The following is a 21675-nucleotide window of genomic DNA, read 5'->3' on the forward strand; positions in this document are numbered from 1 at the left end:
GCGAAATCGTGGCTAAAAAGTCTATGATCGTAAAGCAAAAACGCGAACAGAAGTTTAAAGTACAAGAATATACACGTTGCGAACGTTGCGGACGTCCACATTCTGTATTACGTAAATTTAAACTTTGTCGTATTTGTTTCCGCGAACTTGCATATAAAGGACAAATTCCTGGCGTTAAAAAAGCTAGCTGGTAAAACCCGAGTTTGGGAAGGAGGTAAAATATAATGGTCATGACAGATCCTATTGCAGATATGCTTACTCGCATCCGTAATGCGAATATGGTTCGTCACGAAAAACTGGAAGTTCCTGCTTCAAAGATCAAAAAGGAAATTGCTGAGATCTTAAAAAGTGAAGGCTTCGTACGTGACTTTGAATTAATCGAAGACAACAAACAAGGTATCATCCGTATCTTCTTAAAATACGGTGCAAACAACGAACGTGTTATCACTGGTCTAAAACGTATCAGCAAACCTGGTTTGCGTGTATATGCTAAAACTGGAGAGGTACCACGCGTTCTTAACGGTTTAGGTATCGCAATTGTTTCTACTTCTCACGGAGTTTTAACAGACAAAGAAGCTCGCTCTAAACAAGTTGGCGGAGAAGTTTTAGCATACGTTTGGTAATACATTTTCACAAGAATGGAGGTGCACATTATGTCTCGTATAGGTAAAAAACCTATTGAAATCCCTGCAGGCGTAACAGTTACTGTTACTGGAAGTGAAGTAACTGTTAAAGGACCTAAAGGTGAATTATCTAGATCATTCAGTCCTGACCTTTCAATCGTTGTTGAAGAGAACGTGTTAACTGTTACACGTCCGTCTGACGAGAAGACTCACCGTTCTTTACACGGTACTACTCGCGCGCTTATCTCTAACATGATCGAAGGTGTATCAACAGGTTTCGTAAAATCACTTGAACTTATTGGGGTTGGGTACCGTGCACAAAAGCAAGGTAACAAGCTTATCCTTAACGTAGGATATTCCCACCCTGTAGAAATAGAGCCAGAAGCTGGCGTTGAAGTAGAAGTTCCTTCTAATACAAAAGTAATCGTCAAAGGTGCAAGCAAAGAACGTGTAGGAGCTCTAGCAGCTAATATCCGTGATGTTCGCCCGCCTGAACCGTATAAAGGTAAAGGTATCCGTTACGAAGGCGAATTCGTTCGTCGTAAAGAAGGTAAAACTGGTAAGTAATGCCGCATAAGTAAACGAAAGGAGTGACGTAAATGATTACGAAGCTTGATAAAAATGCTACTCGTCAGAAAAGACATGCGCGTGTACGTGCTAAGCTTTCTGGAACAGAAGCTCGTCCTCGTTTAAATGTGTTTCGTTCAAACAAACACATTTACGCACAATTAATTGACGATGCAAAAGGCGTAACATTGGCAAGTGCTTCAACTCTTGATAAAGAGATCGGTATCGAAGCAGGTAGCAATGCTGAAGCAGCTCAAAAAGTTGGCGAACTTATTGCGAAACGTGCTGTTGAAAAAGGTTTCAAAGCTGTGGTTTTTGACCGCGGTGGTTACCTCTTCCATGGTCGTGTTAAAGCATTGGCTGACGCTGCTCGTGAAAACGGCTTAGAATTTTAATGGATAAGGAGGGACATAACAGATGCGTAGCATTGATCCTAATAAATTAGAACTTGAAGAACGCGTAGTTACAGTAAATCGTGTAGCTAAAGTTGTTAAAGGCGGACGTCGTTTCCGTTTCACTGCACTAGTTGTTGTTGGTGATAAAAATGGTCATGTTGGATTTGGTACTGGTAAAGCTCAAGAAGTTCCGGATGCTATCCGTAAAGCTATTGAGGATGCTAAGAAAAATCTAATTACTGTACCAATGGTTGGTACTACTATTCCTCACCTTGTGAACGGTCGCTATGGCGCAGGTCACATTCTATTGAAACCAGCTTCTGAAGGTACAGGAGTAATTGCTGGTGGTCCTGTTCGTGCGGTACTTGAATTAGGCGGAGTTAGCGATATCTTGTCTAAATCACTAGGTACTAATACACCTATTAATATGGTTCGCGCAACAATTGAAGGATTGAAGCAATTGAAACGTGCTGAAGACGTAGCTAAGTTACGTGGAAAATCAGTACAAGAACTGTTAGGATAAGGAGGGAAATCGAATTATGGCTAATAAATTAGAAATCACCCTCACTCGCAGCTTGATTGGTCGTCCTGAAGATCAACGTGTTACAGTTAACACTTTGGGTTTACGCAAAATGCATCAAACGGTTGTTCAAGAAGATAACCCTGCGATTCGCGGTATGATTACCAAAGTTGCTCATCTTGTTACTGTAAAAGAACAATAAAATAATTTTTAACTTAACAAGGAGGTGCCAACATGAAACTTCATGAGTTAAAAGCTGCAGAAGGTTCTCGTAAAGAACGTAAACGTAAAGGTCGCGGTATTGGATCTGGTAACGGTAAAACAGCAGGTAAAGGACACAAAGGACAAAACGCTCGCTCCGGCGGCGGTGTGCGTCTTGGATTTGAAGGGGGTCAAACTCCTCTATTCAGACGTTTACCTAAACGTGGATTTACCAACATCAACCGTAAAGACTATGCTATCGTAAACCTTGATACGTTGAATCTTTTCGAAGACGGTACTGAAGTAACACCAGCTCTTTTACTTGAGACTGGGGTTGTAAGTAAAGAAAAAGCAGGAATCAAGATTCTTGCCAAAGGAAGCATTGAGAAAAAGCTTACTGTTAAAGCTCACAAATTCTCGTCTACTGCTAAAGAAGCTATCGAAGCTGCTGGCGGTAATACAGAGGTGATCTAATGTTTCGCACGATCTCCAATTTTATGCGCGTGGGTGAAATAAGGAATAAGATTATTTTTACCCTTCTAATGTTAATCGTCTATCGCATCGGTACATTTATACCTGTACCGCATGTGAATGCCGATTTTCTCGCTGAACAGGACCAGCTGAGCGTCATCGGGCTTTTAAATACCTTTGGCGGTGGGGCACTGCAAAACTTTTCCATATTAGCGATGGGTATCATGCCGTACATCACGGCATCCATCATCGTTCAGCTGTTACAGATGGATGTTGTTCCTAAGTTCACTGAATGGTCTAAACAAGGGGAAGCAGGGCGCCGTAAATTAGCTCAATTTACTCGTTACTTCACTATTATCCTAGGATTTATCCAAGCAGTTGGTATGTCCTATGGGTTCAATAATATGTCAGGTGGACAGTTGATTGAAAATCCTGGGATTGCAACATACTTGCTTATTGCGACTGTCTTAACGGCAGGAACAGCTTTTCTTTTGTGGTTAGGGGAGCTGATCACTGCTAAGGGTGTGGGTAATGGGATTTCCATCATTATCTTTGCTGGTATCGTAGCTAGTTTGCCTACTACGGCAAATCAGATTTACGCACAGCAATTTGAAAATGCCGGGGATCAATTATTCTTACGAATCATAACGATTATCCTCATTGTTTTAGCAGTATTAGCAATCGTGGTTGCTGTTATCTTCATTCAGCAGGCATTACGTAAAATTCCTATTCAGTATGCGAAACGTGCTGCGGTAGGTCGTACGCAAATGGGTGGCCAGTCTACTCATTTACCATTGAAAGTAAATGCTGCGGGGGTTATTCCGGTAATCTTTGCAATGGCATTTATCATTACTCCCACTACAATCGCTTCTTTCTTTGGAAAGAACAGCGTGACTAGCTGGATTTCAACAAATCTTGATTACACCAAACCAATTGGTATGATCATATATGTTGCTCTTATCATTGCTTTTGCGTATTTTTATGCTTTCATTCAGGTTAATCCAGAACAAATGGCTGAGAATTTGAAAAAGCAAGGTGGCTATGTGCCGGGGATTCGTCCAGGTAAGAGTACACAAGAATATTTAACACGTGTTTTATACCGTTTGACGTTTGTAGGCTCGATATTCTTGGCCATCATTGCCGTTTTACCGGTATTTTTCATTAAGCTTGCTGATCTGCCTCAATCTGCACAGATTGGTGGTACCAGTTTGCTGATCGTAGTCGGGGTTGCCCTTGATACGATGAAGCAGCTGGAATCACAACTTGTGAAGAGACACTATAAAGGCTTTATAAAGTAATGAGTTTTGGGAACGGCTTGTTCCCTTTACCCATTATAGAGTTTGAGGGGGAAGAAAATTGAATCTAGTGTTAATGGGTCTGCCGGGTGCTGGTAAAGGCACTCAAGCTGAACAAATCGTAGAAAAATATAATATCCCTCATATCTCTACTGGAGATATGTTCCGAACAGCTATCAAAGATGGAACAGACCTAGGTCTAAAGGCGAAATCATTCATGGACAAAGGCGAATTGGTACCTGATGAAGTTACCATTGGCATCGTACGTGAGCGTTTAAGCAAGGAAGACTGCCTAAGAGGATTTTTGCTTGATGGATTTCCACGTACTGTGGCACAGGCAGAGGCACTTGAAAGCATTCTAACTGATTTAGATCGCAATATGAATTTTGTCATTAATATCGATGTTGATAAAAGCATCTTAATGGAAAGATTGACAGGACGTCGTATTTGCAAATCATGTGGTGCGACATACCATCTTGTATTCAATCCTCCTGCTAAAGATGATGTATGCGACCGCTGCGGCGGAGAATTATATCAACGTGCCGACGATAATGCTGAAACGGTTCAAAATCGCTTAGATGTGAATTTGAAACAAACCAAGCCACTTCTTGATTTCTACGGAGACAAAGGTTACTTGGTCAACATTAACGGACAGCAAGATATTAATAAGGTATTTGAAGATATCGATGTGTTGCTTGGTGCTTTACAAAATTAATCATATGTATTGATTTATGAAATTCATACCATTTTTATAACTTACTAGTTAAACTTGGTGCATTCCTATAATACAAAGGGTATAATGGATTTCGCGAGAGCATTCGCACATTTATTAATCAGGTTCTTGTACTTGGTATTCCCTGAATTGGGCGATTACTTTTTAAGTGATCTTCATGGACATATCCGGTCGGCAAAATTGATGAAGAAATGCAGTGACTCTATTGGGATTCCTAAAGAGTCGTGATATAGAGGGTTGAAAGAAGCTATGTCAGGCGTGCGCCTTTCAAACATCTCCCATGCTATTCAAACCTATGTCGAGACTAATTGCTTCTCTATTTCGAGAGTATGTCGGTCACGGAATCGGTCAAGACTTACATGAGGACCCATAAAATCCTCATTTCGGTCCAACTGATAAAGGTCCTCAGTTAAAGCCTGGTTCTACAAAATGGTGAATACTTGATGCAGAATTGTAAGACTTATGAGGATAATTGGACTGTAGTAATGTTGACGGAAAGATGTGCACCTTTAATAGGTTCACGCATAGAGAAGGGAGAATCACTTTAATGGCGAAAGATGATGTAATTGAAGTAGAAGGCACAGTACAAGAGACTTTGCCAAATGCAATGTTTAAGGTAGAATTAGAAAATGGTCATACTGTTTTAGCTCATGTATCCGGTAAAATTCGTATGCACTTTATTCGCATTTTGCCTGGAGATAAAGTTACGGTTGAGCTTTCCCCGTATGATCTAACTCGCGGCAGAATCACATACCGGTTCAAATAATCCGGTTACGCTCCGATCTGTATAAGGAGGTTAGATAGCAATGAAAGTCAGACCATCAGTCAAACCAATCTGCGAAAAGTGTAAAGTTATCCGCAGAAAAGGTAAAGTAATGGTTATTTGCGAAAACCCTAAACATAAACAAAAACAAGGCTAAATAGAAGGAGGTGCACTCAAGCATGGCACGTATTGCTGGAGTAGATATTCCCCGTGACAAACGTATTGTTATCTCATTAACATATATATATGGTATTGGAAAACAAACAGCGATCAAGATTCTTGCAGAAGCAGGCGTTTCTGAAGAGACTCGCGTTCGTGACTTAACGGAAGACGAATTGAACAAAATTCGTGATATCATTGACAAGCTTAAAGTAGAAGGCGACCTTCGTCGTGAAATCTCCCTAAACATCAAACGTTTAATGGAAATCGGTTCTTACCGTGGTTTACGTCACCGTCGTGGTCTTCCTGTTCGCGGTCAAAATACAAAAAACAATGCTCGTACGCGTAAAGGACCTCGTCGTACTGTAGCTAACAAGAAAAAATAATTAGTAAAGGAGGTTACTTTTCATGGCACGTAAAACTAATACACGTAAACGTCGTGTGAAAAAGAATATAGAAACTGGTATTGCACATATTCGTTCAACTTTCAATAACACTATCGTTACGATCACTGACTCTCATGGTAATGCTATTTCTTGGTCAAGTGCTGGAGCTCTAGGATTCCGTGGATCTCGTAAATCCACTCCATTTGCTGCACAAATGGCTGCTGAAACAGCTGCTAAAACATCAATTGAACATGGTATGAAAACTCTTGAAGTTACAGTTAAAGGACCTGGTGCTGGACGTGAGGCTGCCATTCGTGCACTTCAAGCTGCTGGCCTAGAAGTAACTGCAATTAAAGATGTAACTCCAGTTCCACATAACGGATGCCGTCCACCAAAACGTCGCCGTGTTTAATTTTTCTGTATAGATTTTGTATTCCTGTCAATAATGGGATATAATACTGAGTTTGCGTTCTTACAGAGGATTAATTTTCAGTTGTTGCGCACAGCGGGAACGTATACATGGGGAATTTCGGTTTAAGTGACTTCGTTTACTTGCCGGGGTTTTGACGTTTTGAAGGAGGGTTTATTGATGATCGAAATAGAAAAACCAAAAATCGAAACGGTTGAAATCAACGACGATACCAAGTACGGTAAATTCGTCGTAGAGCCACTAGAGCGTGGGTATGGTACTACATTGGGTAACTCCTTACGTCGTATCCTTTTATCCTCACTCCCAGGTGCTGCTGTCACAGCTATACAAATTGATGGAGTGCTACATGAGTTCTCAACAATTGAAGGCGTCGTGGAAGATGTAACATCTATCATTCTTAATGTGAAAAAACTAGCTCTTAAGATTTACTCTGATGAAGAGAAGACGCTGGAAATTGACGTTCAGGGTGACGGAGTCATCACGGCTGCTGATATCACTCATGATAGTGATGTAGAAATTCTTAATCCGGATTTATATATTGCTACAATTGGTAAAAACGGTCATATGCGTATGCGTTTATCTGCACGTCGCGGCCGCGGCTACACTCCTGCTGTTCAAAACAAGAGAGAAGACCAGCCAATTGGTGTAATTCCAATCGATGCTCTTTACACTCCGGTTTCACGCGTATCTTTCCAAGTTGAAAATACACGTGTTGGACAGTTGTCTAACTTTGACAAGTTAACGTTTGATGTTTGGACTGATGGCAGTACTGGTCCGCAAGAAGCGGTAGCACTTGGAGCTAAGATTTTAACAGAGCATTTAAATATCTTTGTTGGTTTAACCGATGAAGCTCAAAATGCTGAAATCATGGTTGAAAAAGAAGAAGATCAAAAAGAAAAAGTTCTTGAGATGACGATCGAAGAATTGGACCTTTCTGTTCGTTCTTACAACTGCTTGAAGCGTGCTGGAATCAATACCGTTCAAGAGCTAGCTCATAAAACGGAAGAAGATATGATGAAAGTACGTAATCTAGGTCGTAAATCACTTGAAGAAGTGAAAGCGAAACTAGAAGAATTAGGCTTAGGTCTTCGTAAAGACGACTGATAACATGGCGGAATCAATCCATTATGTTGTGAGCCTTGTTATTGACACACAATATAGAACTTCAACAAAGGAGGGAATCTCTAATGGGTTACAGAAAGTTAGGACGCACTAGCGCACAACGTAAAGCATTACTTCGTGATTTAGCTACGGATCTTATTATCCATGAGCGCATTGAAACTACTGAAGCACGTGCAAAAGAATTACGTTCTGTAGTAGATAAAATGATCACTCTTGGTAAACGTGGTGACTTGCATGCACGCCGTCAAGCTGCATCTTTCATCCGTAACGAAATCGCTGACGCTGAGAATGGCACAGATGCCCTTCAAAAACTATTCAGTGACGTGGCTCCACGTTATGAAGAACGTCAAGGTGGATACACTCGTATCATGAAAGTTGGTCCACGCCGCGGTGACGGTGCACCAGTCGTGGTTATTGAATTAGTTTAATAACAACGATGAAAAAGGGCGGGACAAATGAATATACTCACTTGTTCTATGCCCTTTTTCTTTTTTTTAATAGAAATTCTGTACTTTAGAAATTCGCATTGAGTGTTACGATGGCTGGCGGAACCTGTACATACGGGGAGCCTTCACGTCTAGCTCAAGCATCCCTTCCCGCTTTTGATAAGCGATTATAAGATAACCTGTTTTTCGTAACAGGCCCGCTGTTAGCTGCTCTTAATTTACCGAAAATTCTTTCGGTGGAAGGGGTGCAGCGTTTTTTTATATTTTCAGAAGGAAAAACTACTATTTTTATATTGAGTGAGCAGAGATTAGTTTAGGCGAGTGCAGTCGAGGATGAGGAGGGCCACATGGTGAAGAAGCTGGTTTCTTTAAATAATATTGTTTTTAAATATGAGGGTCAGTCTCGAAACGCCTTGGATGATGTTTCTTTTGATATTCATCAAGGGGAGTGGCTAGCGATTGTCGGACATAATGGTTCTGGCAAGTCGACATTAGCGAAGTTATTGAATGGCCTTCAGTTCGCTAACTCAGGTACCATTACGATTAATGATCAACTTTTGACAGAAGAATCCGTTTGGGATGTACGCCAGAAAATTGGCATGGTTTTTCAAAACCCAGATAATCAATTTGTAGGCACTACAGTTCAGGATGATGTGGCTTTTGGTTTAGAAAACGCCGGTGTTTCTCAGCAGGTTATGGTGGAGCGTGTTCATGGTGCGTTAAATAAGGTTAAGATGAATGCCTTTCTTAATCAAGAGCCGCACCATCTATCCGGCGGTCAAAAGCAAAGAGTGGCCATCGCGGGTGTAATAGCCTTGCAGCCAGACATAATCATCTTAGATGAAGCAACCTCCATGCTTGACCCAAGAGGCCGTGAAGAAGTGCTTGAAACAGTTAGGGAATTAAAACAGGAAAACGAGATCACTGTCATATCAATCACCCATGATCTTGAGGAAGCTGCGAAAGCTGATCGAATGATAGTCATGAACCAAGGTCGGTTATATCGTGAAGGATCGCCTCAGGATATTTTTGAGTTAGAGGAAGAATTGATTGCTCTTGGTCTGGATATTCCCTTTTCAGTGAAACTAACCAAGGAGTTACAAAAAAATGGTGTTCGTGTAGTTGATGGGCATTTGACAGAGGAAGAGTTGGTGAAGGATTTATGCGAATTACACTCGATGATGTAGAATACCGCTATCAGGTGAATACTCCTTTTGAACATCTAGCCCTTCATGATGTCAATATTTCAATGGAGCCGGGAACCTATACCGCAATCATCGGGCATACAGGGTCCGGGAAATCCACGCTACTGCAGCATTTGAATGCTCTTTTAAAACCGACGAAGGGTCGGGTTTTCATTGGGGATCGGACGATTGAAGCCGGAAGAAAAGAAAAGGCTTTGCGGCCAATAAGACAAAAGGTCGGAATTGTTTTTCAGTTTCCGGAACATCAGTTATTTGATGAAACGGTTGAAAAGGATATATGTTTCGGTCCTATGAATTTTGGCGTTTCTGAAATCGATGCAAAGAAACTGGCCAGGAAAGCCATTGCGCAAGTCGGATTGAATGAGGAAGTTCTTGAGAAGTCTCCATTCGACTTATCCGGCGGACAAATGCGACGGGTGGCCATCGCTGGGGTACTTGCCATGGAGCCGGAAGTATTGGTCCTTGATGAGCCCACAGCGGGACTGGATCCGCGAGGACGCAAAGAAATCATGGATATGTTTTATGAGCTCCATAAAGCAAGGGGCATTTCAACGATTCTGGTGACCCATAGCATGGAGGATGCAGCCAAGTACGCGGATGACATCATTATCATGCATAAGGGTACGGTGTTCAAAAAAGGAACCCCCCAGGAAATTTTCTCAGAGCCGGAACAATTAATGGAGCTAGGCCTGGATGTTCCTGATACGGTCCGCTTTCAGCTAAAGCTCCAGAAGGAACTTGGTGTTCGATTTGATCATCCATGTCTTAATATTGGTGATTTAGCGATAGAAATAGATAAAGCCATGAAACGGGGGAACCGCTGATGCTGGATAAAATGATTATCGGGCGTTATGTCCCTGCGAATTCATTGATGCACAAGATGGACCCAAGGGCTAAACTGCTCCTCGTGTTCCTGTTTGTTTGTGTCGTCTTTTTGGCGAATAATGTCGTTTCTTACGGTTTGCTTGCTGTATTCACCATCCTTTTGATCAGTCTTTCCAAAATACCGCTTCGTTATCTTTATAATGGGTTGAAGCCAATTTTTTTCTTGATCGTATTTACATTCCTTCTCCATATATTGTTTACGAAGGAAGGGGAATTGCTTTTTGAATACGGGTGGTTTGAAATCTATGAAGGCGGTTTGATTCAAGGTTTTTTCATATCCATTAGATTTACTTTACTAATCCTTGTTACGTCACTTTTAACTTTGACGACATCCCCGATTTCCATTACAGACGGGATGGAAGAGCTGTTGGGACCTTTGAAAAAGTGGAAGATGCCTGTACATGAACTGGCATTGATGATGTCCATTGCCCTTCGATTCATCCCAACGCTAATGGAGGAAACGGAAAAAATCATGAAGGCCCAAACTGCAAGGGGCGTTGATTTTTCTTCTGGCCCGATAAAGGACAGAGTTAAATCGATTGTACCTCTGCTGGTTCCTTTATTTGTTAGTTCGTTCAAACGGGCCGAGGAATTGGCAACTGCCATGGAATCAAGAGGATACCGTGGCGGGGAAGGCCGCACGAAATATCGCCAATTGAACTGGAAGACGAGTGATAGTCTTTTGATGGTCTCAATAGGTGTTCTAACGGTCATGTTATTTTTATTACGTTCATAATAAGGAAGAGAACTATGCCAAAATATAAATGTGTGATCGCTTATGACGGCACGGATTTTGCTGGCTATCAGGTGCAGCCTGAGAAACGCACCATACAAAGTGAATTCGAGGCAGTCTTGGCCCAAATGCATAAAGGCACAATTATAAAAGTGACTGCTTCAGGCAGGACAGATTCTGGGGTCCATGCAAAGGGGCAGGTACTTCACTTTGAGTCACCCCTTACATTCCCTACTGAAAATTGGATAAAGGCGTTCAGCGCGCTTCTTCCGACCGATATCATCGCTCTGGAAGTCGATATCGTGCCTGACGATTTTCATGCGAGGTTCCATACCACTGGGAAAGAGTACCGTTATATCGTAGCCCGTTCGAAACTGCGGGATCCGTTTAAGCGGAATTACGCCTATCATTATCCGTACCCGTTAAATGTGAAGGCGATGAGGGAAGCAATCTCCTATTTGATAGGGACACATGACTTTACAAGTTTTTGTTCGGCAAAAACGGAAGTGGTCGATAAAGTTCGAACCATAAAAGAAATGGATTTTGAAGAGAGCGATGATTTCCTGGTTTTCCGCTTCGTTGGCGAAGGCTTTTTATATAATATGGTGCGTATCTTGGTTGGGACGCTCCTGGATGTCGGCAGCGGCAAGATGTCACCCCAAGATATGAGCGGGATTTTGGACAAAAAGGACCGCAGCTTTGCAGGGAAAACAGCACCTGCCCAAGGCTTGTATTTATGGAAAGTATTTTACAAATAAAAATATTTTCAAAGTGATACCAGTTTTTTTACAAATGGGTAATGGGCTGAAATCAGTAATGGAGCGGTTTGATGCGATACTGAGCTTTTCCTGGAGTTGCAGAGAGTGTTTTATAGACAACTTATCCTAGTGTAACATTCCCTTGACAATGAATCTGGGAGAAGTTAATATAATATGGTATGTATTTTAATCCCACGATAAGCCCCGGAAGTTTATTGTGATTGAAAATAAATATAAAAAATTAAAAAGTTTTTTAGGAGGTTAACCATGCGTACGACATTTATGGCGAAAGCTAATGAAGTAGAACGTAAATGGTATGTGATTGACGCTGAAGGCAAAACTTTGGGTCGCCTTTCTACTGAAGTAGCATCCATCTTACGTGGTAAACATAAACCAACTTTTACACCGAACATTGACACTGGTGATCATGTAATTCTTATCAATGTTGAAAAAATCCATTTGACTGGTAAAAAATTGACTGACAAAATTTATTACCGTCACACTATGCATCCAGGCGGTCTTAAAACTAGAACTGCTCTTGAAATGCGTACAAACTACCCTGAGAGAATGCTTGAACTTGCTATCAAAGGTATGCTTCCAAAGAATTCTCTTGGTCGTCAAATCTACAAAAAATTACACGTATACGCTGGAGCTGAGCACCCACACGCTGCTCAACAACCAGAAGTATACGAATTACGCGGATAATTACTAAGGAGGTTACTATCTTGGCACAAGTTCAATATTATGGTACTGGTCGCCGTAAGAGCTCAGTAGCTCGTGTACGTTTAGTACCAGGCGAAGGTCGCATCGTTATTAACGGTCGTGACATCAATGAATACATTCCTTTTGCAGCATTACGTGAAGTTGTTAACCAACCACTAGTTGCAACAGAAACTACTGGAAATTACGACGTTCTAGTAAATGTTAGCGGTGGTGGATATACTGGTCAAGCTGGAGCAATCCGTCACGGTATCGCTCGTGCATTGCTACAAGTTGATCCAGAATACCGTCCATCTCTTAAAACTGCTGGTTTACTAACTCGTGACCCACGTATGAAAGAACGTAAAAAATACGGTCTTAAAGGCGCACGTCGTGCACCTCAGTTCTCAAAACGTTAATTCTATTACCGTTTCGAAAGGCTCTCAACCATATTGGTTGGGGGCTTTTTTTTTGACTGGAATATTAAAAAGCATATCCGTGATCTCCCGGATATGCTTTATTTTAACTACTTCAGTTAACAATCTTAGTTTTGAGATTCACCTTCACCTTTATTGATTGCGGCTCTTTTCGGCATGAAGCATGCAATTATTAATGCGACAAAAGATAAGGCCAGCATGAAAACATAGGCATCGCTTGAGCCAAGAATGGAAGCTAATGCCTCTAGTTGTATAGCTGTATTGTTTTCATTTTCCATTGATAGCTCAGTGGCATGTGATGTTGCCTGCATGGTATATACTGTGATGATAACTGCTGTCCCGATGGCACCTGACAATTGGCGAATGGTATTATTTACAGCTGAACCATGGGAACCCAATTCTCTTGGTAAAGCATTCAACCCTGCTGTATTTAATGGCATGGTAATGAAGCTCAAACCAACTCGTAATATTATGGTACGAACCATGATATAGATATACGGCGTTGAGTCGCTTATATCTATGACTCCCCACATCGAAACAATGATGAATACCAAACCTGTAATAAAGAGTGGCTTAGCACCATATTTATCAAACATTTTACCTGTGACAGGGGATAAGAAGGCATTGATCACAGCTCCTGGTAATAGCAGTAAACCTGCTTCAAATGCTGTAAAACCTCGTCCATTCTGCAAGTAGATTGGCAAAAGGATTAAATCCGCATACATGATCATCGTAATTAGTACATTGATGAAGGATGTAAGCGTGAAAACTTTATACTTGAATACAGTTAAATTTAATAGTGGTTCGCTCGATTTCATTTGACGCAAACAGAAAAGAGTCGACACGATCATTCCGGCGATTATTGCAGTGATGACAACGGGGTCATTCCATCCCTTGCTTCCTGCGCTACTAAATCCAAATAATATACAGCCGAAACCAATCGTTGATAAAATGACACTTGTGATATCCAATTTTGCTTTTGTTGTCTCTGCAACATTCATTAAGTATTTGAACGCTAGAACGATGACGATCAGTAAGAATGGGATTAACCCAATGAATAGCCATCTCCATGAAACATATTCAATGATAAAACCAGATAAGGTCGGGGCTATGGCCGGGGCAAAAATTATCGCAAAGCCGATCGTCCCCATGATGCTTCCGCGCTTTTCGCTAGGATATAAATATAAAATTACCGTCATCATTAGAGGTATAATAATCCCGGCACCGATTGCTTGAATCATTCTGCCCGTTAACAGCATGCCAAAATTCCCCGCACATGCGCAAAGTACAGAGCCGATGAACAAAAAGAACATCGAGCTAATAAAAAGCTGTCTTGTTGTAAACCGTTGCATTAAAAAGGCAGTGATTGGCACTAAAACACCGTTCACTAGCATAAACCCTGTAGATAACCATTGTACAGTTGCTGCCGTTACATGAAATACTTCCATTAAACCGCTCAATGCGACATTTAATAAAGTCTGATTCAATGTTGATAAAAAACAACCGGCAATCAGCACAATTAATAAAACTTTTTTATTTCTTTCAGTTATGTCCATTCGTAAACCCCTTCATTTTTGGCTTGCATTCTCAACACTGTGTCGATAAAATCGATGGTAACAAAAATATATGTTACTTACCATGAACAGTTTTCTTGAAAATGTTCACTAATCGACATAGAAATATATGCTGTTGAGAAAGTTAAAGAAAATCTATAAAGGAGATTAAAATGTCTATATCTAAAAAAGAAGATCCTCGTACAATTCGCTCAAGGGAAATGTTTAAAAATGCGGTAATTGCTCTCTTATGCGAGGACCCCATCATTTCAAATTTAACGGTCCGGGAAATCGCAGCCAAAGCAGGGCTGAATCGGACAACATTTTACCTGCATTTTCAGGATATTCAAGATTTACTAACGCAAATCACCGACGAGATTCTAAATGAGCTATCGGAGAAAATTTTTGCTTTAATGCATGCAAAAGACTTATCGGAAAAACAACAGCTGACACAATTGCTTGATTATTTATATATCCATCGAAGTTATTTACTTATTTTATTTAAAACGAATCAGTTTGAAGAACAATTGTTTTCATTATTAAAGCAGTTAGTAGAAATAAGAAGGAAGAATACCAAGAAGGATTTACCTGCTGATTATGTTGATATTGACATTAAAACGGCATCTTTGGCAGGCATTATAATATGGTGGTTAAGAAAGGGGCTTCATTTTAGTTCAGATTATATTGCCAATCAAATTCATTTAATGTACAGAGTGCAATGATTCTTAATCCGTTAGAATGAATGGCCGCATCACGCCCCATGAACCTTCTGTGTCATGATATAAATCCTTATTTAACGCCGTGGGGAGGGTGCTTCGGATGTTGGGGATGGTAGGTCCCATTTGTATACACATGAGTTTATTTGTGGAATACAGAATTATTTGTAAAATCGATATTTATTAAGTCTTTGTTTAGGAGTATGATAATACTTAAAAAAAGAAAGAGGACTTCATATGAATTCAACATACTCACCGATTGAAACAACTAAAACAAAAGCCTTGGTCATCAATGCACTATTCATTGCGTTAACCCTTGTAGCGACAATGTTCATCAACATCAAGCTTCCGATAATGGGTAACGGCGGCCTGGTCCATTTGGGCAACGTTCCCCTTTTTATAGCAGCACTGGTATATGGGAAAAAAACAGGGGCGATAGCAGGTGCCTTCGGTATGGCCTTCTTCGATCTTTTCTCCGGGTGGGCAGCATGGGCACCGTTTACATTCGTCATCGTTGGAACAATGGGCTTTCTAGCAGGCCTAATATCCGAAAGGGTACCGGGCAAAAGAGAACTTGTATACACTTTGGCCGTTGCTGTTGCATTGATCATAAAAATCGTGGGCTATTATTTTACTGAAGTTATCCTTTACGGTAACTGGATCCAGCCATTCGGCTCCATCCCCGGAAACGTAATGCAGGTCGTAATAGCCGGAATAATCGTCGTGCCGCTAGCTGGCCGATTAAAGAAAAGGGCTGGACAGATATAAAATGAAACGAATATAGGAAGCCATACCAACTTTGTGTTGCACCATCAACTGGATATTGTACAAAGCTTTATGAACCTCTGGCAGTTCATCCTGGCAAGTAGGTGTGTATTAAATAAATTCGCTATTATAAAATGTAATATCATGTTAGATAAGGACATCCATTTCCCAAGGATGTCCTTTTTATCGATACATAACAAAGCTGGCTTGAATTTAAAAGAACACGACATGAATAATCAGTTGTGATCAATGTAAGACATGCGCAGTGAGCTACCCAAGTCGCAAGGTCTGCCTCGGGTAGCATCCTAAAGTGACGGGTTACGGGTGATAGTATCAATTTTTTCTGCGAGTAAACTTCATCTCGAATGTTTGGGCTGTCCTTTTAAGCTTCTTATGGAAGATAGCCTAGGATAGGCATTTCAATTACCTGCCGAACCTATCCTCATTAATTTTTGCCAATGGAATAAATGAATGGTTCAAAATAGAACGCTAAAACTAAATTATGTCTTGGGAAATAATTTTGGGAAATGGGGAATTGCCCCGGAGGTGAATTATGGCTGTGATATTAGGTTTACAGGAGATGCAAAGGGAAAGGCAATTGAAGTTCGAACGCAGGTTGCTCAGGGAACTTTCTATCGAGGATATGAAGGGGAGGATTCAGCGTTATTTCGGACAGGATTTGATGGATGTTTTGGAGGAAGGCTACTTCGATGTTGCCATCGAGGCTTATTTATTAGGAGCGAACTATAGTAAGTTTGGCTATTATGGGGAGTCGGAAGATGATGTAAGGTCCAGGTGCTGGAAGGAAGAGAAGTTTTTGGTCGATACTCTTTTTAACTTTATTTTGTATTGGCGGGAAGTTACAGCGAATAACGCTTTCGATGAAGGATTGTTTTATTGTTGTGAAGGATTTGTAGGCGATTGGTGGCTGGACGGTTTTAAGACTGGAGAAAAACGATATAAAATGAAACTGCATTAAGAAGGCAAAATCCCATTCCTTGTTCTAATTCCATGGTTTGTCCCATACTTTTTAGTAGAGAGATCATGGAAGGGGAACGGTCATGCGCAGAAAGCTGAAGTATACAGGAATAGCTATGGGATTGTTTGTCCTTTTTTTAATTGTGACTTTTAAATTCGTTGAAGATGATTCTTGGGACTCCTGGAACCTCCCGTTGGCAGGGAAGGTCATCATTCTTGATGCGGGTCACGGAGGAATGGACGGCGGGGCAAATGTACAAGAGATAATGGAAAAGGAAATTGCCCTTTCCGTTTCATTAAAGGTCAGGGACTATTTGCAGGAACAAGGTGCACTTGTCATCATGACCCGTGAGAAGGATGAGGATCTGGCACAGGGTAATACAAAGGGAATCCGCCAGCGAAAACAGGAGGACTTACGGAATCGGGTTAAAATGATCAATGATTCGGAAGCGGACTTATTCTTAAGCATTCATCTGAACTCTTTTCCATCGGCGTCATCTAAAGGTGCCCAAACCTTTTATACAAGCAGGTTTGAGGAAAATGAACAGGTCGCTAAATTCATTCAGACTGAAATCATCAGAAACCTGGAAAATACAAAGCGTGATGCAAGAACGATCAATCATGTGTATTTGTTGAATTATGCTAAGAAACCAGGAGCGCTTGTGGAAATTGGCTTTCTTTCCAATTCTGAGGAAAGGGAACGCCTTATCAGCGATAAATACCAAGAAAAGATTGCCAGTTCAATTTATATGGGGATTTTACGGTACTTCACAGAAGAAAAACTATCGGATGACGAGTGATGTCGGGGTCTTGTAAGGTACAAGGCCTTTTTATCATGGCGAAATAATCTGGTCTCGCATGCAAGGCAGATAATAAGTTTTCTTTCGGTAATATGTTATACTGAAAAATGGGAAAATAAAATTCAAAGGGGTGCTCGACTTGTTAACAGAAGAGAAAGTACTGAATTTATTAAAGGATCTTAAAGACCCTTTTCTACATAAAAACCTTGAAGAGACAAATGGAATTATAGAAATCAAAATAAAACCTGAAAAGAATCATGTAAGCGTTAAACTTGCGATTGCGAAAACGGGGACTGCCGAGCAAATGCAAATGCAATCCGAAGTTGTGGACTTGCTGAAAACGAACGGAGCGGAATCGGTAGGCATCCGTTTCACGGAACTTTCAGAAGAGGAATTAGCCAAGCATCGTGAAAGCATTCCCCAGGGTGAGGCGGACCAAGGTTTGCTTGGACCTAACAGTAAGACACAATTCATCGCGATCGCCAGTGGTAAAGGCGGAGTGGGAAAATCTACGATCTCAGTGAATTTAGCCACTTCACTTGCTCGTCTAGGCAAAAAGGTCGGACTGGTTGATGCCGATATTTACGGATTCAGCGTACCTGATATGATGGGGATAACAAAACGACCGGTTGTTCGCGGGGAAAAAATCATTCCTGTAGAACGGTTTGGCGTCCAAGTTATCTCAATGGGCTTTTTTGTAGAGGATAACGCGCCGATCATCTGGAGAGGGCCGATGCTGGGTAAAATGCTTAACAGTTTCTTTAATGAAGTGGAATGGGGAGATTTGGACTATTTGGTCCTTGACTTACCGCCGGGTACAGGCGATGTTGCATTGGATGTACATACGATGCTCCCTTCATGTAAAGAAATCATTGTTACGACACCGCATCCGACTGCAGCCTTCGTTGCTGCAAGAGCTGGTGCCATGGCCATCAAGACAGAACATGAAGTCATTGGTGTCATAGAGAATATGTCATTTTTCGAAAGTAAAACGACCGGTGAAAAAGAATATGTATTCGGAAAAGGCGGCGGAAAGAAGCTTGCAGAAGAGCTTCGTACAGAAGTTTTAGGTCAACTTCCCCTGCAACAGCCAGATTGGAACGAAGAGGACTTTGCTCCATCCATTTACGCAGCGGACCATAGGCTTGGCGGGATTTACGAAGATATTGCTAAAAAGGTCATTGAAAAACTGCATTAAAAGAAGGCTGATTCCGATTGGGAATCAGCCTTCTTGCATTTTTTTACTTTTTCTCCTTCTCGGCAGCTTTTGTGGCTGCTTTATCCAATTTCTCTTGCATTTTCGCTTGGACGAGAGGGCTCTCCATGGTCTCGATGATCAGCTCTTTATAAACCGATCGCATTTCCTTGGTTTTTAATAATTTATTCATTTCTTTTTCCATATCCGGTTCTTTCATTATTTCCATGAGCATTCCACGATACTGAGGATCAGCAGTTAAGTCCTTCAATATCTTTTTATGTTCGTCTTCTAATGCTTTAGCATAAGCGGAAGCAAATTCAGGATCATTGAATGTCTTTTTCCAAAATTCCTTCCCTTTATCTGAAGTGACCATATCTTCAATGGATTTCTTAATGGCATCCGAATCCATAATAAGTTCAGCTTTCGTTTTATCATCAGTAATGATATCCTGGATGGCCTTTTTTCCATCATCTGTCTTCAAGATATCGACGACCATTTTCTTTGTCTCTTCGTACTCCATTTTTTCTGCGCCTGCTCCATTTTGGGCACAACCGGAACAAACGAGTAAGAATGACGTGAAAAGCAAAGCAACTCCCACTCTCATACGCAGGGCCCCTTTCATCCTTCTTACTGTTAATATGGTTCCAATCGGCGATATTATTCCTTGGTGGAATAAGTGGATTTTTCCAAATTTGGTTGGTACAATTAAGGAAATGAAATAGAAATGTATGGAGGAAAACAATGAACAGCCGTAATTTAGTTAAATTGTTTTTAACAACATTGCTTATTGGTGGCGTAACTGGCGGAGTTGTAGGTTTCTTGGCTCGATGGAGTGAGTTTAAGCCTTATTTTTCTTCATTTGAAGTCAGTGCCATCCTATCAACTTTTATTTGGTTATTCGGTGTTGGATTAATTTTCAGTGTCATAAGCCAAGCCGGCTTTTTTGCCTATTTAACGATACATCGTTTTGGTCTGGGGATATTTAAAAGCGCTTCCTTATGGAATGCCGTTCAACTTGTACTCATTCTTTTTGTTGTATTCGACCTTGTTTACCTGCGATATCTTAGCTTTGGTTCAGGCGAGGGAATCAGTTCGTATATCGTGTTAGCATTGGTTGTATTGGCCGCAGGGCTTATTACCGCTTATTTCAAAATGAAACAAACGAATAAACAGTCTTTCATACCGGCCTTGTTTTTCATGGTTGTGGTCACGGTTTTGGAATGGGTACCTGTCCTGAAAACCAATGATGAAGGCTGGCTTTACTTCATGCTGTTTCCATTGCTAGTTTGCAATGCGTATCAATTATTGGTCCTTGGTAAATTGATTGAAATTTCACAAAAGGAATTGGCCGATAGGAGAGGGCGCAAGCAAACTCCAGCAAAGGGAAAGATGAAAGCCGGTCAATTAGGTAAAGGAAGCTAACCCATATGAAAGCCGGACCTTACATAATGAAGTCAAAACATAAAAAATGCGTACTAAAGGTTTAAGGAGACCATTAGTACGCATTTTTTTCATCAGTGGACTTCCTCACTGCTTGCCGAGGAATTGGAAATCATCTCTGAGACGTTAACGAAGTTTAAATTTTTTGATCGAAGTTCACTTAATAACTCCGGTAATGCTTTATTCGTTTGTTTTGCTGAGTCTGAAGCATGTAATAAAATGATATCCCCTTTTTGGGCCTTGGTGATGTTCTGTACGATCCGATCCACACCTGGATTGGTCCAATCCTTCGAATCGATACTCCAATGGACAACGGTATATCCGAATTTCTCGCTGATCTTCAAGAGTCGTTTATCAAAGTGGCCGGTGGGAGCGCGTAAAAGTTCTATATTCTTTACATTAAGTTTTTTGAATGCTTCCTGGGCTTTAGAAATATCCCGGATGATTTCTTGATCTTCCATTTCGGTATAATCCTTATAATCGTAACCAAGCATGCCGATTTCATATCCTTCTTTCACAATTTCAGCTACTATGTCAGGGTGGCGTTCTGCCCAAGATCCCGAAAGGAAAAAAGTGGCCGATTCAATCTTTTCTCTTTTTAATGTCTCTATTATCGGAGCTGCTTTCTCATCACCCCAGCCAATATTGAACGTGATCGCAACATTCTTTTCCCCTTTATAAACCGCTTTTGGCCCATCTTCCGTTGAAAAAACGGGAGCATGAAGAATGTTTTGTACAAAAAGAAACCAAGCGGTAAAAAGTGCGGTAAGCAAAATTAACGAATAATACTTGATGTTCTTGGCTTGAAGCACCATGAAAAATTTCATTAATCCATCCCCTTGTCCAAAGTACTCTTGTCTTCAAATTTATGCGCGAGGATTATTGTTATGCAAAAAAACGGGTTGAAAATTCATAAAATTGATGGGAATGGGGAAAGATGTCTGATGGAGGTGTGAACCATGCTCGGCTTATTGATCAATGACAAAGAAAAGATGGAATTGGAGTACCTTTTAAAAAGAGAGATGGATGAAATACTATTCGATTTGCAGGATGAAAGAATCGACCACATAGTCAAAAGGGCAATAAACGAGAAATATAATATCCTTTTCAGGCTGTTTAAAAGGGTGGGCACCGAGGAGGAAATCCTAATGTATATGAAGGGAAAATTGAATTTATCCAAGTGAAATCAATCATGAAATTTTAAAAGTGAATTAAATTCAAAAAACCTATTGACTATTGATTTATACGCTGGTATATTATAAAAGTTGCTGCAACGTCAAAGCGTTTGAAAAAGAATGATAAAAACTTTTTGAAAAAAGTTATTGACGAAGTGGTAATAAGATGTTAAGATATTAAAGTCGCTAAGAGAGATGGCGAACAAATTGCTCTTTGAAAAC

Annotated in this window: 31 protein-coding genes and 1 pseudogene; 29 read left to right on the forward strand and 3 right to left on the reverse strand. The window is 40.8% G+C overall.

What is annotated here, in order from left to right; all coding sequences use genetic code 11:
• Positions 1 to 8: 8 nt before the first annotated feature.
• The 22 genes and pseudogenes from J7I96_RS25640 (at position 9) to rpsI (ending at position 12810) form a co-directional block, all read left to right on the forward strand.
• Complete coding sequence (locus J7I96_RS25640; RefSeq protein ID WP_034304998.1) at positions 9 to 194, forward strand: type Z 30S ribosomal protein S14; 186 nt, start codon at positions 9 to 11, stop codon at positions 192 to 194.
• A 30-nt stretch (positions 195 to 224) separates the two neighbouring features.
• Positions 225 to 623 carry a 30S ribosomal protein S8 gene (gene rpsH / locus J7I96_RS25645; protein ID WP_034304995.1) on the forward strand — a complete coding sequence of 133 codons (399 nt, stop codon included), beginning with the start codon at positions 225 to 227 and terminating at the stop codon, positions 621 to 623.
• Between the two features lie 30 nt (positions 624 to 653).
• Positions 654 to 1190 (forward strand): 50S ribosomal protein L6, encoded by a 537-nt coding sequence (rplF, locus tag J7I96_RS25650; RefSeq protein WP_048677892.1) that lies wholly within the window; start codon positions 654 to 656, stop codon positions 1188 to 1190.
• A gap of 32 nt (positions 1191 to 1222) precedes the next feature.
• Positions 1223 to 1585 carry a 50S ribosomal protein L18 gene (rplR, locus tag J7I96_RS25655; RefSeq protein ID WP_034304989.1) on the forward strand — a complete coding sequence of 121 codons (363 nt, stop codon included), beginning with the start codon at positions 1223 to 1225 and terminating at the stop codon, positions 1583 to 1585.
• 22 nt (positions 1586 to 1607) lie between these two features.
• Positions 1608 to 2108, forward strand: a complete 501-nt coding sequence (gene rpsE / locus J7I96_RS25660; protein ID WP_034304987.1) for a 30S ribosomal protein S5 — start codon at positions 1608 to 1610, stop codon at positions 2106 to 2108.
• Positions 2109 to 2124: 16 nt separating this feature from the next.
• The gene (gene rpmD, locus J7I96_RS25665; protein ID WP_034304984.1) at positions 2125 to 2307 is read left to right on the forward strand and encodes a 50S ribosomal protein L30; all 183 of its coding nucleotides are present in this window, start codon (positions 2125 to 2127) and stop codon (positions 2305 to 2307) included.
• Between the two features lie 32 nt (positions 2308 to 2339).
• On the forward strand, positions 2340 to 2780 hold the full coding sequence (gene rplO / locus J7I96_RS25670; RefSeq protein WP_034304982.1) for a 50S ribosomal protein L15: 441 nt from the start codon (positions 2340 to 2342) through the stop codon (positions 2778 to 2780).
• On the forward strand, positions 2780 to 4075 hold the full coding sequence (secY, locus tag J7I96_RS25675; protein WP_034304981.1) for a preprotein translocase subunit SecY: 1296 nt from the start codon (positions 2780 to 2782) through the stop codon (positions 4073 to 4075). Before rplO ends, secY begins: the two co-directional genes overlap by 1 nt.
• Before the next feature lie 58 nt (positions 4076 to 4133).
• Entirely contained in the window at positions 4134 to 4787 is a 654-nt protein-coding gene (locus J7I96_RS25680) for an adenylate kinase (protein WP_048677894.1), read from the forward strand.
• Positions 4788 to 4858: 71 nt separating this feature from the next.
• Positions 4859 to 5310, forward strand: a pseudogene (locus tag J7I96_RS28235) (M24 family metallopeptidase); the annotation flags it as partial.
• A 42-nt stretch (positions 5311 to 5352) separates the two neighbouring features.
• Complete coding sequence (gene infA, locus J7I96_RS25685; protein WP_028390440.1) at positions 5353 to 5571, forward strand: translation initiation factor IF-1; 219 nt, start codon at positions 5353 to 5355, stop codon at positions 5569 to 5571.
• 40 nt (positions 5572 to 5611) lie between these two features.
• A complete protein-coding gene (gene rpmJ, locus J7I96_RS25690) occupies positions 5612 to 5725 on the forward strand; it encodes a 50S ribosomal protein L36 (protein WP_003156543.1) in 114 nt (37 codons plus the stop codon).
• 22 nt (positions 5726 to 5747) lie between these two features.
• Positions 5748 to 6113, forward strand: coding sequence for a 30S ribosomal protein S13 (gene rpsM / locus J7I96_RS25695; protein ID WP_034304978.1), 366 nt, complete (start codon positions 5748 to 5750; stop codon positions 6111 to 6113).
• Between the two features lie 22 nt (positions 6114 to 6135).
• Entirely contained in the window at positions 6136 to 6525 is a 390-nt protein-coding gene (gene rpsK / locus J7I96_RS25700) for a 30S ribosomal protein S11 (protein WP_028390438.1), read from the forward strand.
• A gap of 177 nt (positions 6526 to 6702) precedes the next feature.
• Positions 6703 to 7647: a DNA-directed RNA polymerase subunit alpha gene (locus J7I96_RS25705; RefSeq protein WP_034304976.1), complete on the forward strand. Its 945-nt coding sequence runs from the start codon at positions 6703 to 6705 to the stop codon at positions 7645 to 7647.
• Positions 7648 to 7730: 83 nt separating this feature from the next.
• Positions 7731 to 8093, forward strand: coding sequence for a 50S ribosomal protein L17 (gene rplQ, locus J7I96_RS25710; protein ID WP_034304973.1), 363 nt, complete (start codon positions 7731 to 7733; stop codon positions 8091 to 8093).
• Positions 8094 to 8458: 365 nt separating this feature from the next.
• Positions 8459 to 9298: an energy-coupling factor ABC transporter ATP-binding protein gene (locus tag J7I96_RS25715; protein ID WP_034304970.1), complete on the forward strand. Its 840-nt coding sequence runs from the start codon at positions 8459 to 8461 to the stop codon at positions 9296 to 9298.
• Positions 9274 to 10140 (forward strand): energy-coupling factor ABC transporter ATP-binding protein, encoded by an 867-nt coding sequence (locus tag J7I96_RS25720; protein WP_214773327.1) that lies wholly within the window; start codon positions 9274 to 9276, stop codon positions 10138 to 10140. The genes J7I96_RS25715 and J7I96_RS25720 overlap by 25 nt, the downstream gene beginning before the upstream one ends.
• Positions 10140 to 10937, forward strand: a complete 798-nt coding sequence (locus J7I96_RS25725) for an energy-coupling factor transporter transmembrane component T family protein (protein WP_048677921.1) — start codon at positions 10140 to 10142, stop codon at positions 10935 to 10937. The genes J7I96_RS25720 and J7I96_RS25725 overlap by 1 nt, the downstream gene beginning before the upstream one ends.
• A 14-nt stretch (positions 10938 to 10951) precedes the next feature.
• A complete protein-coding gene (gene truA / locus J7I96_RS25730; protein WP_251025378.1) occupies positions 10952 to 11692 on the forward strand; it encodes a tRNA pseudouridine(38-40) synthase TruA in 741 nt (246 codons plus the stop codon).
• A 267-nt stretch (positions 11693 to 11959) separates the two neighbouring features.
• On the forward strand, positions 11960 to 12397 hold the full coding sequence (gene rplM, locus J7I96_RS25735) for a 50S ribosomal protein L13 (RefSeq protein ID WP_034304960.1): 438 nt from the start codon (positions 11960 to 11962) through the stop codon (positions 12395 to 12397).
• Between the two features lie 20 nt (positions 12398 to 12417).
• Entirely contained in the window at positions 12418 to 12810 is a 393-nt protein-coding gene (gene rpsI, locus J7I96_RS25740) for a 30S ribosomal protein S9 (protein ID WP_034304957.1), read from the forward strand.
• Positions 12811 to 12935: 125 nt separating this feature from the next.
• Here the strand turns inward: rpsI and J7I96_RS25745 are convergent, their stop codons facing one another.
• Positions 12936 to 14384: a DHA2 family efflux MFS transporter permease subunit gene (locus J7I96_RS25745; protein ID WP_214773326.1), complete on the reverse strand. Its 1449-nt coding sequence runs from the start codon at positions 14382 to 14384 to the stop codon at positions 12936 to 12938.
• Between the two features lie 170 nt (positions 14385 to 14554).
• Here J7I96_RS25745 and J7I96_RS25750 point away from each other — a divergent pair, with 170 nt between their 5' ends.
• The 5 genes from J7I96_RS25750 to J7I96_RS25770 all read left to right on the forward strand — a co-directional run bounded on the left by J7I96_RS25750 (position 14555) and on the right by J7I96_RS25770 (position 18838).
• Complete coding sequence (locus J7I96_RS25750) at positions 14555 to 15103, forward strand: TetR/AcrR family transcriptional regulator (protein WP_214773325.1); 549 nt, start codon at positions 14555 to 14557, stop codon at positions 15101 to 15103.
• A 231-nt stretch (positions 15104 to 15334) separates the two neighbouring features.
• On the forward strand, positions 15335 to 15865 hold the full coding sequence (locus tag J7I96_RS25755) for an ECF transporter S component (protein WP_214773324.1): 531 nt from the start codon (positions 15335 to 15337) through the stop codon (positions 15863 to 15865).
• A 550-nt stretch (positions 15866 to 16415) separates the two neighbouring features.
• Positions 16416 to 16841 carry a DUF2521 family protein gene (locus J7I96_RS25760; protein WP_034304952.1) on the forward strand — a complete coding sequence of 142 codons (426 nt, stop codon included), beginning with the start codon at positions 16416 to 16418 and terminating at the stop codon, positions 16839 to 16841.
• Positions 16842 to 16923: 82 nt separating this feature from the next.
• Positions 16924 to 17640 (forward strand): N-acetylmuramoyl-L-alanine amidase CwlD, encoded by a 717-nt coding sequence (cwlD, locus tag J7I96_RS25765; RefSeq protein WP_214773323.1) that lies wholly within the window; start codon positions 16924 to 16926, stop codon positions 17638 to 17640.
• Positions 17641 to 17779: 139 nt separating this feature from the next.
• The gene (locus J7I96_RS25770; protein ID WP_214773322.1) at positions 17780 to 18838 is read left to right on the forward strand and encodes an Mrp/NBP35 family ATP-binding protein; all 1059 of its coding nucleotides are present in this window, start codon (positions 17780 to 17782) and stop codon (positions 18836 to 18838) included.
• A 43-nt stretch (positions 18839 to 18881) separates the two neighbouring features.
• Here J7I96_RS25770 and gerD read toward each other — a convergent pair whose 3' ends face one another.
• Entirely contained in the window at positions 18882 to 19442 is a 561-nt protein-coding gene (gerD, locus tag J7I96_RS25775; RefSeq protein WP_214773321.1) for a spore germination lipoprotein GerD, read from the reverse strand.
• 137 nt (positions 19443 to 19579) lie between these two features.
• Here gerD and J7I96_RS25780 point away from each other — a divergent pair, with 137 nt between their 5' ends.
• Positions 19580 to 20260, forward strand: a complete 681-nt coding sequence (locus J7I96_RS25780; protein WP_214925804.1) for a KinB-signaling pathway activation protein — start codon at positions 19580 to 19582, stop codon at positions 20258 to 20260.
• A gap of 92 nt (positions 20261 to 20352) precedes the next feature.
• Here J7I96_RS25780 and pdaB read toward each other — a convergent pair whose 3' ends face one another.
• The gene (gene pdaB, locus J7I96_RS25785; protein WP_214773319.1) at positions 20353 to 21105 is read right to left on the reverse strand and encodes a polysaccharide deacetylase family sporulation protein PdaB; all 753 of its coding nucleotides are present in this window, start codon (positions 21103 to 21105) and stop codon (positions 20353 to 20355) included.
• A 132-nt stretch (positions 21106 to 21237) separates the two neighbouring features.
• Here pdaB and J7I96_RS25790 point away from each other — a divergent pair, with 132 nt between their 5' ends.
• A complete protein-coding gene (locus J7I96_RS25790) occupies positions 21238 to 21462 on the forward strand; it encodes a hypothetical protein (protein WP_214773318.1) in 225 nt (74 codons plus the stop codon).
• Positions 21463 to 21675: the final 213 nt, after the last annotated feature.

The organism is Bacillus sp. ISL-78 (assembly GCF_018613455.1).
Classification (GTDB): Bacteria; Bacillota; Bacilli; order Bacillales; family DSM-1321; genus Peribacillus; species Peribacillus frigoritolerans.

What these genes read in the sequence shown, in the direction of transcription:
- rpsH (WP_034304995.1), top strand. Translation starts at nt 225, where the DNA reads ATGGTCATGACAGATCCTATTGCAGATATGCTTACTCGCATCCGTAAT.
- rplF (WP_048677892.1), top strand. Translation starts at nt 654, where the DNA reads ATGTCTCGTATAGGTAAAAAACCTATTGAAATCCCTGCAGGCGTAACA.
- rplR (WP_034304989.1), top strand. Translation starts at nt 1,223, where the DNA reads ATGATTACGAAGCTTGATAAAAATGCTACTCGTCAGAAAAGACATGCG.
- rpsE (WP_034304987.1), top strand. Translation starts at nt 1,608, where the DNA reads ATGCGTAGCATTGATCCTAATAAATTAGAACTTGAAGAACGCGTAGTT.
- rpmD (WP_034304984.1), top strand. Translation starts at nt 2,125, where the DNA reads ATGGCTAATAAATTAGAAATCACCCTCACTCGCAGCTTGATTGGTCGT.
- rplO (WP_034304982.1), top strand. Translation starts at nt 2,340, where the DNA reads ATGAAACTTCATGAGTTAAAAGCTGCAGAAGGTTCTCGTAAAGAACGT.
- secY (WP_034304981.1), top strand. Translation starts at nt 2,780, where the DNA reads ATGTTTCGCACGATCTCCAATTTTATGCGCGTGGGTGAAATAAGGAAT.
- infA (WP_028390440.1), top strand. Translation starts at nt 5,353, where the DNA reads ATGGCGAAAGATGATGTAATTGAAGTAGAAGGCACAGTACAAGAGACT.
- rpmJ (WP_003156543.1), top strand. Translation starts at nt 5,612, where the DNA reads ATGAAAGTCAGACCATCAGTCAAACCAATCTGCGAAAAGTGTAAAGTT.
- rpsM (WP_034304978.1), top strand. Translation starts at nt 5,748, where the DNA reads ATGGCACGTATTGCTGGAGTAGATATTCCCCGTGACAAACGTATTGTT.
- rpsK (WP_028390438.1), top strand. Translation starts at nt 6,136, where the DNA reads ATGGCACGTAAAACTAATACACGTAAACGTCGTGTGAAAAAGAATATA.
- J7I96_RS25705 (WP_034304976.1), top strand. Translation starts at nt 6,703, where the DNA reads ATGATCGAAATAGAAAAACCAAAAATCGAAACGGTTGAAATCAACGAC.
- rplQ (WP_034304973.1), top strand. Translation starts at nt 7,731, where the DNA reads ATGGGTTACAGAAAGTTAGGACGCACTAGCGCACAACGTAAAGCATTA.
- J7I96_RS25715 (WP_034304970.1), top strand. Translation starts at nt 8,459, where the DNA reads ATGGTGAAGAAGCTGGTTTCTTTAAATAATATTGTTTTTAAATATGAG.
- J7I96_RS25720 (WP_214773327.1), top strand. Translation starts at nt 9,274, where the DNA reads ATGCGAATTACACTCGATGATGTAGAATACCGCTATCAGGTGAATACT.
- J7I96_RS25725 (WP_048677921.1), top strand. Translation starts at nt 10,140, where the DNA reads ATGCTGGATAAAATGATTATCGGGCGTTATGTCCCTGCGAATTCATTG.
- truA (WP_251025378.1), top strand. Translation starts at nt 10,952, where the DNA reads ATGCCAAAATATAAATGTGTGATCGCTTATGACGGCACGGATTTTGCT.
- rplM (WP_034304960.1), top strand. Translation starts at nt 11,960, where the DNA reads ATGCGTACGACATTTATGGCGAAAGCTAATGAAGTAGAACGTAAATGG.
- J7I96_RS25745 (WP_214773326.1), bottom strand. Translation starts at nt 14,384, where the DNA reads ATGGACATAACTGAAAGAAATAAAAAAGTTTTATTAATTGTGCTGATT.
- J7I96_RS25750 (WP_214773325.1), top strand. Translation starts at nt 14,555, where the DNA reads ATGTCTATATCTAAAAAAGAAGATCCTCGTACAATTCGCTCAAGGGAA.
- J7I96_RS25755 (WP_214773324.1), top strand. Translation starts at nt 15,335, where the DNA reads ATGAATTCAACATACTCACCGATTGAAACAACTAAAACAAAAGCCTTG.
- J7I96_RS25760 (WP_034304952.1), top strand. Translation starts at nt 16,416, where the DNA reads ATGGCTGTGATATTAGGTTTACAGGAGATGCAAAGGGAAAGGCAATTG.
- cwlD (WP_214773323.1), top strand. Translation starts at nt 16,924, where the DNA reads ATGCGCAGAAAGCTGAAGTATACAGGAATAGCTATGGGATTGTTTGTC.
- gerD (WP_214773321.1), bottom strand. Translation starts at nt 19,442, where the DNA reads ATGAGAGTGGGAGTTGCTTTGCTTTTCACGTCATTCTTACTCGTTTGT.
- J7I96_RS25780 (WP_214925804.1), top strand. Translation starts at nt 19,580, where the DNA reads ATGAACAGCCGTAATTTAGTTAAATTGTTTTTAACAACATTGCTTATT.
- pdaB (WP_214773319.1), bottom strand. Translation starts at nt 21,105, where the DNA reads ATGAAATTTTTCATGGTGCTTCAAGCCAAGAACATCAAGTATTATTCG.
- J7I96_RS25790 (WP_214773318.1), top strand. Translation starts at nt 21,238, where the DNA reads ATGCTCGGCTTATTGATCAATGACAAAGAAAAGATGGAATTGGAGTAC.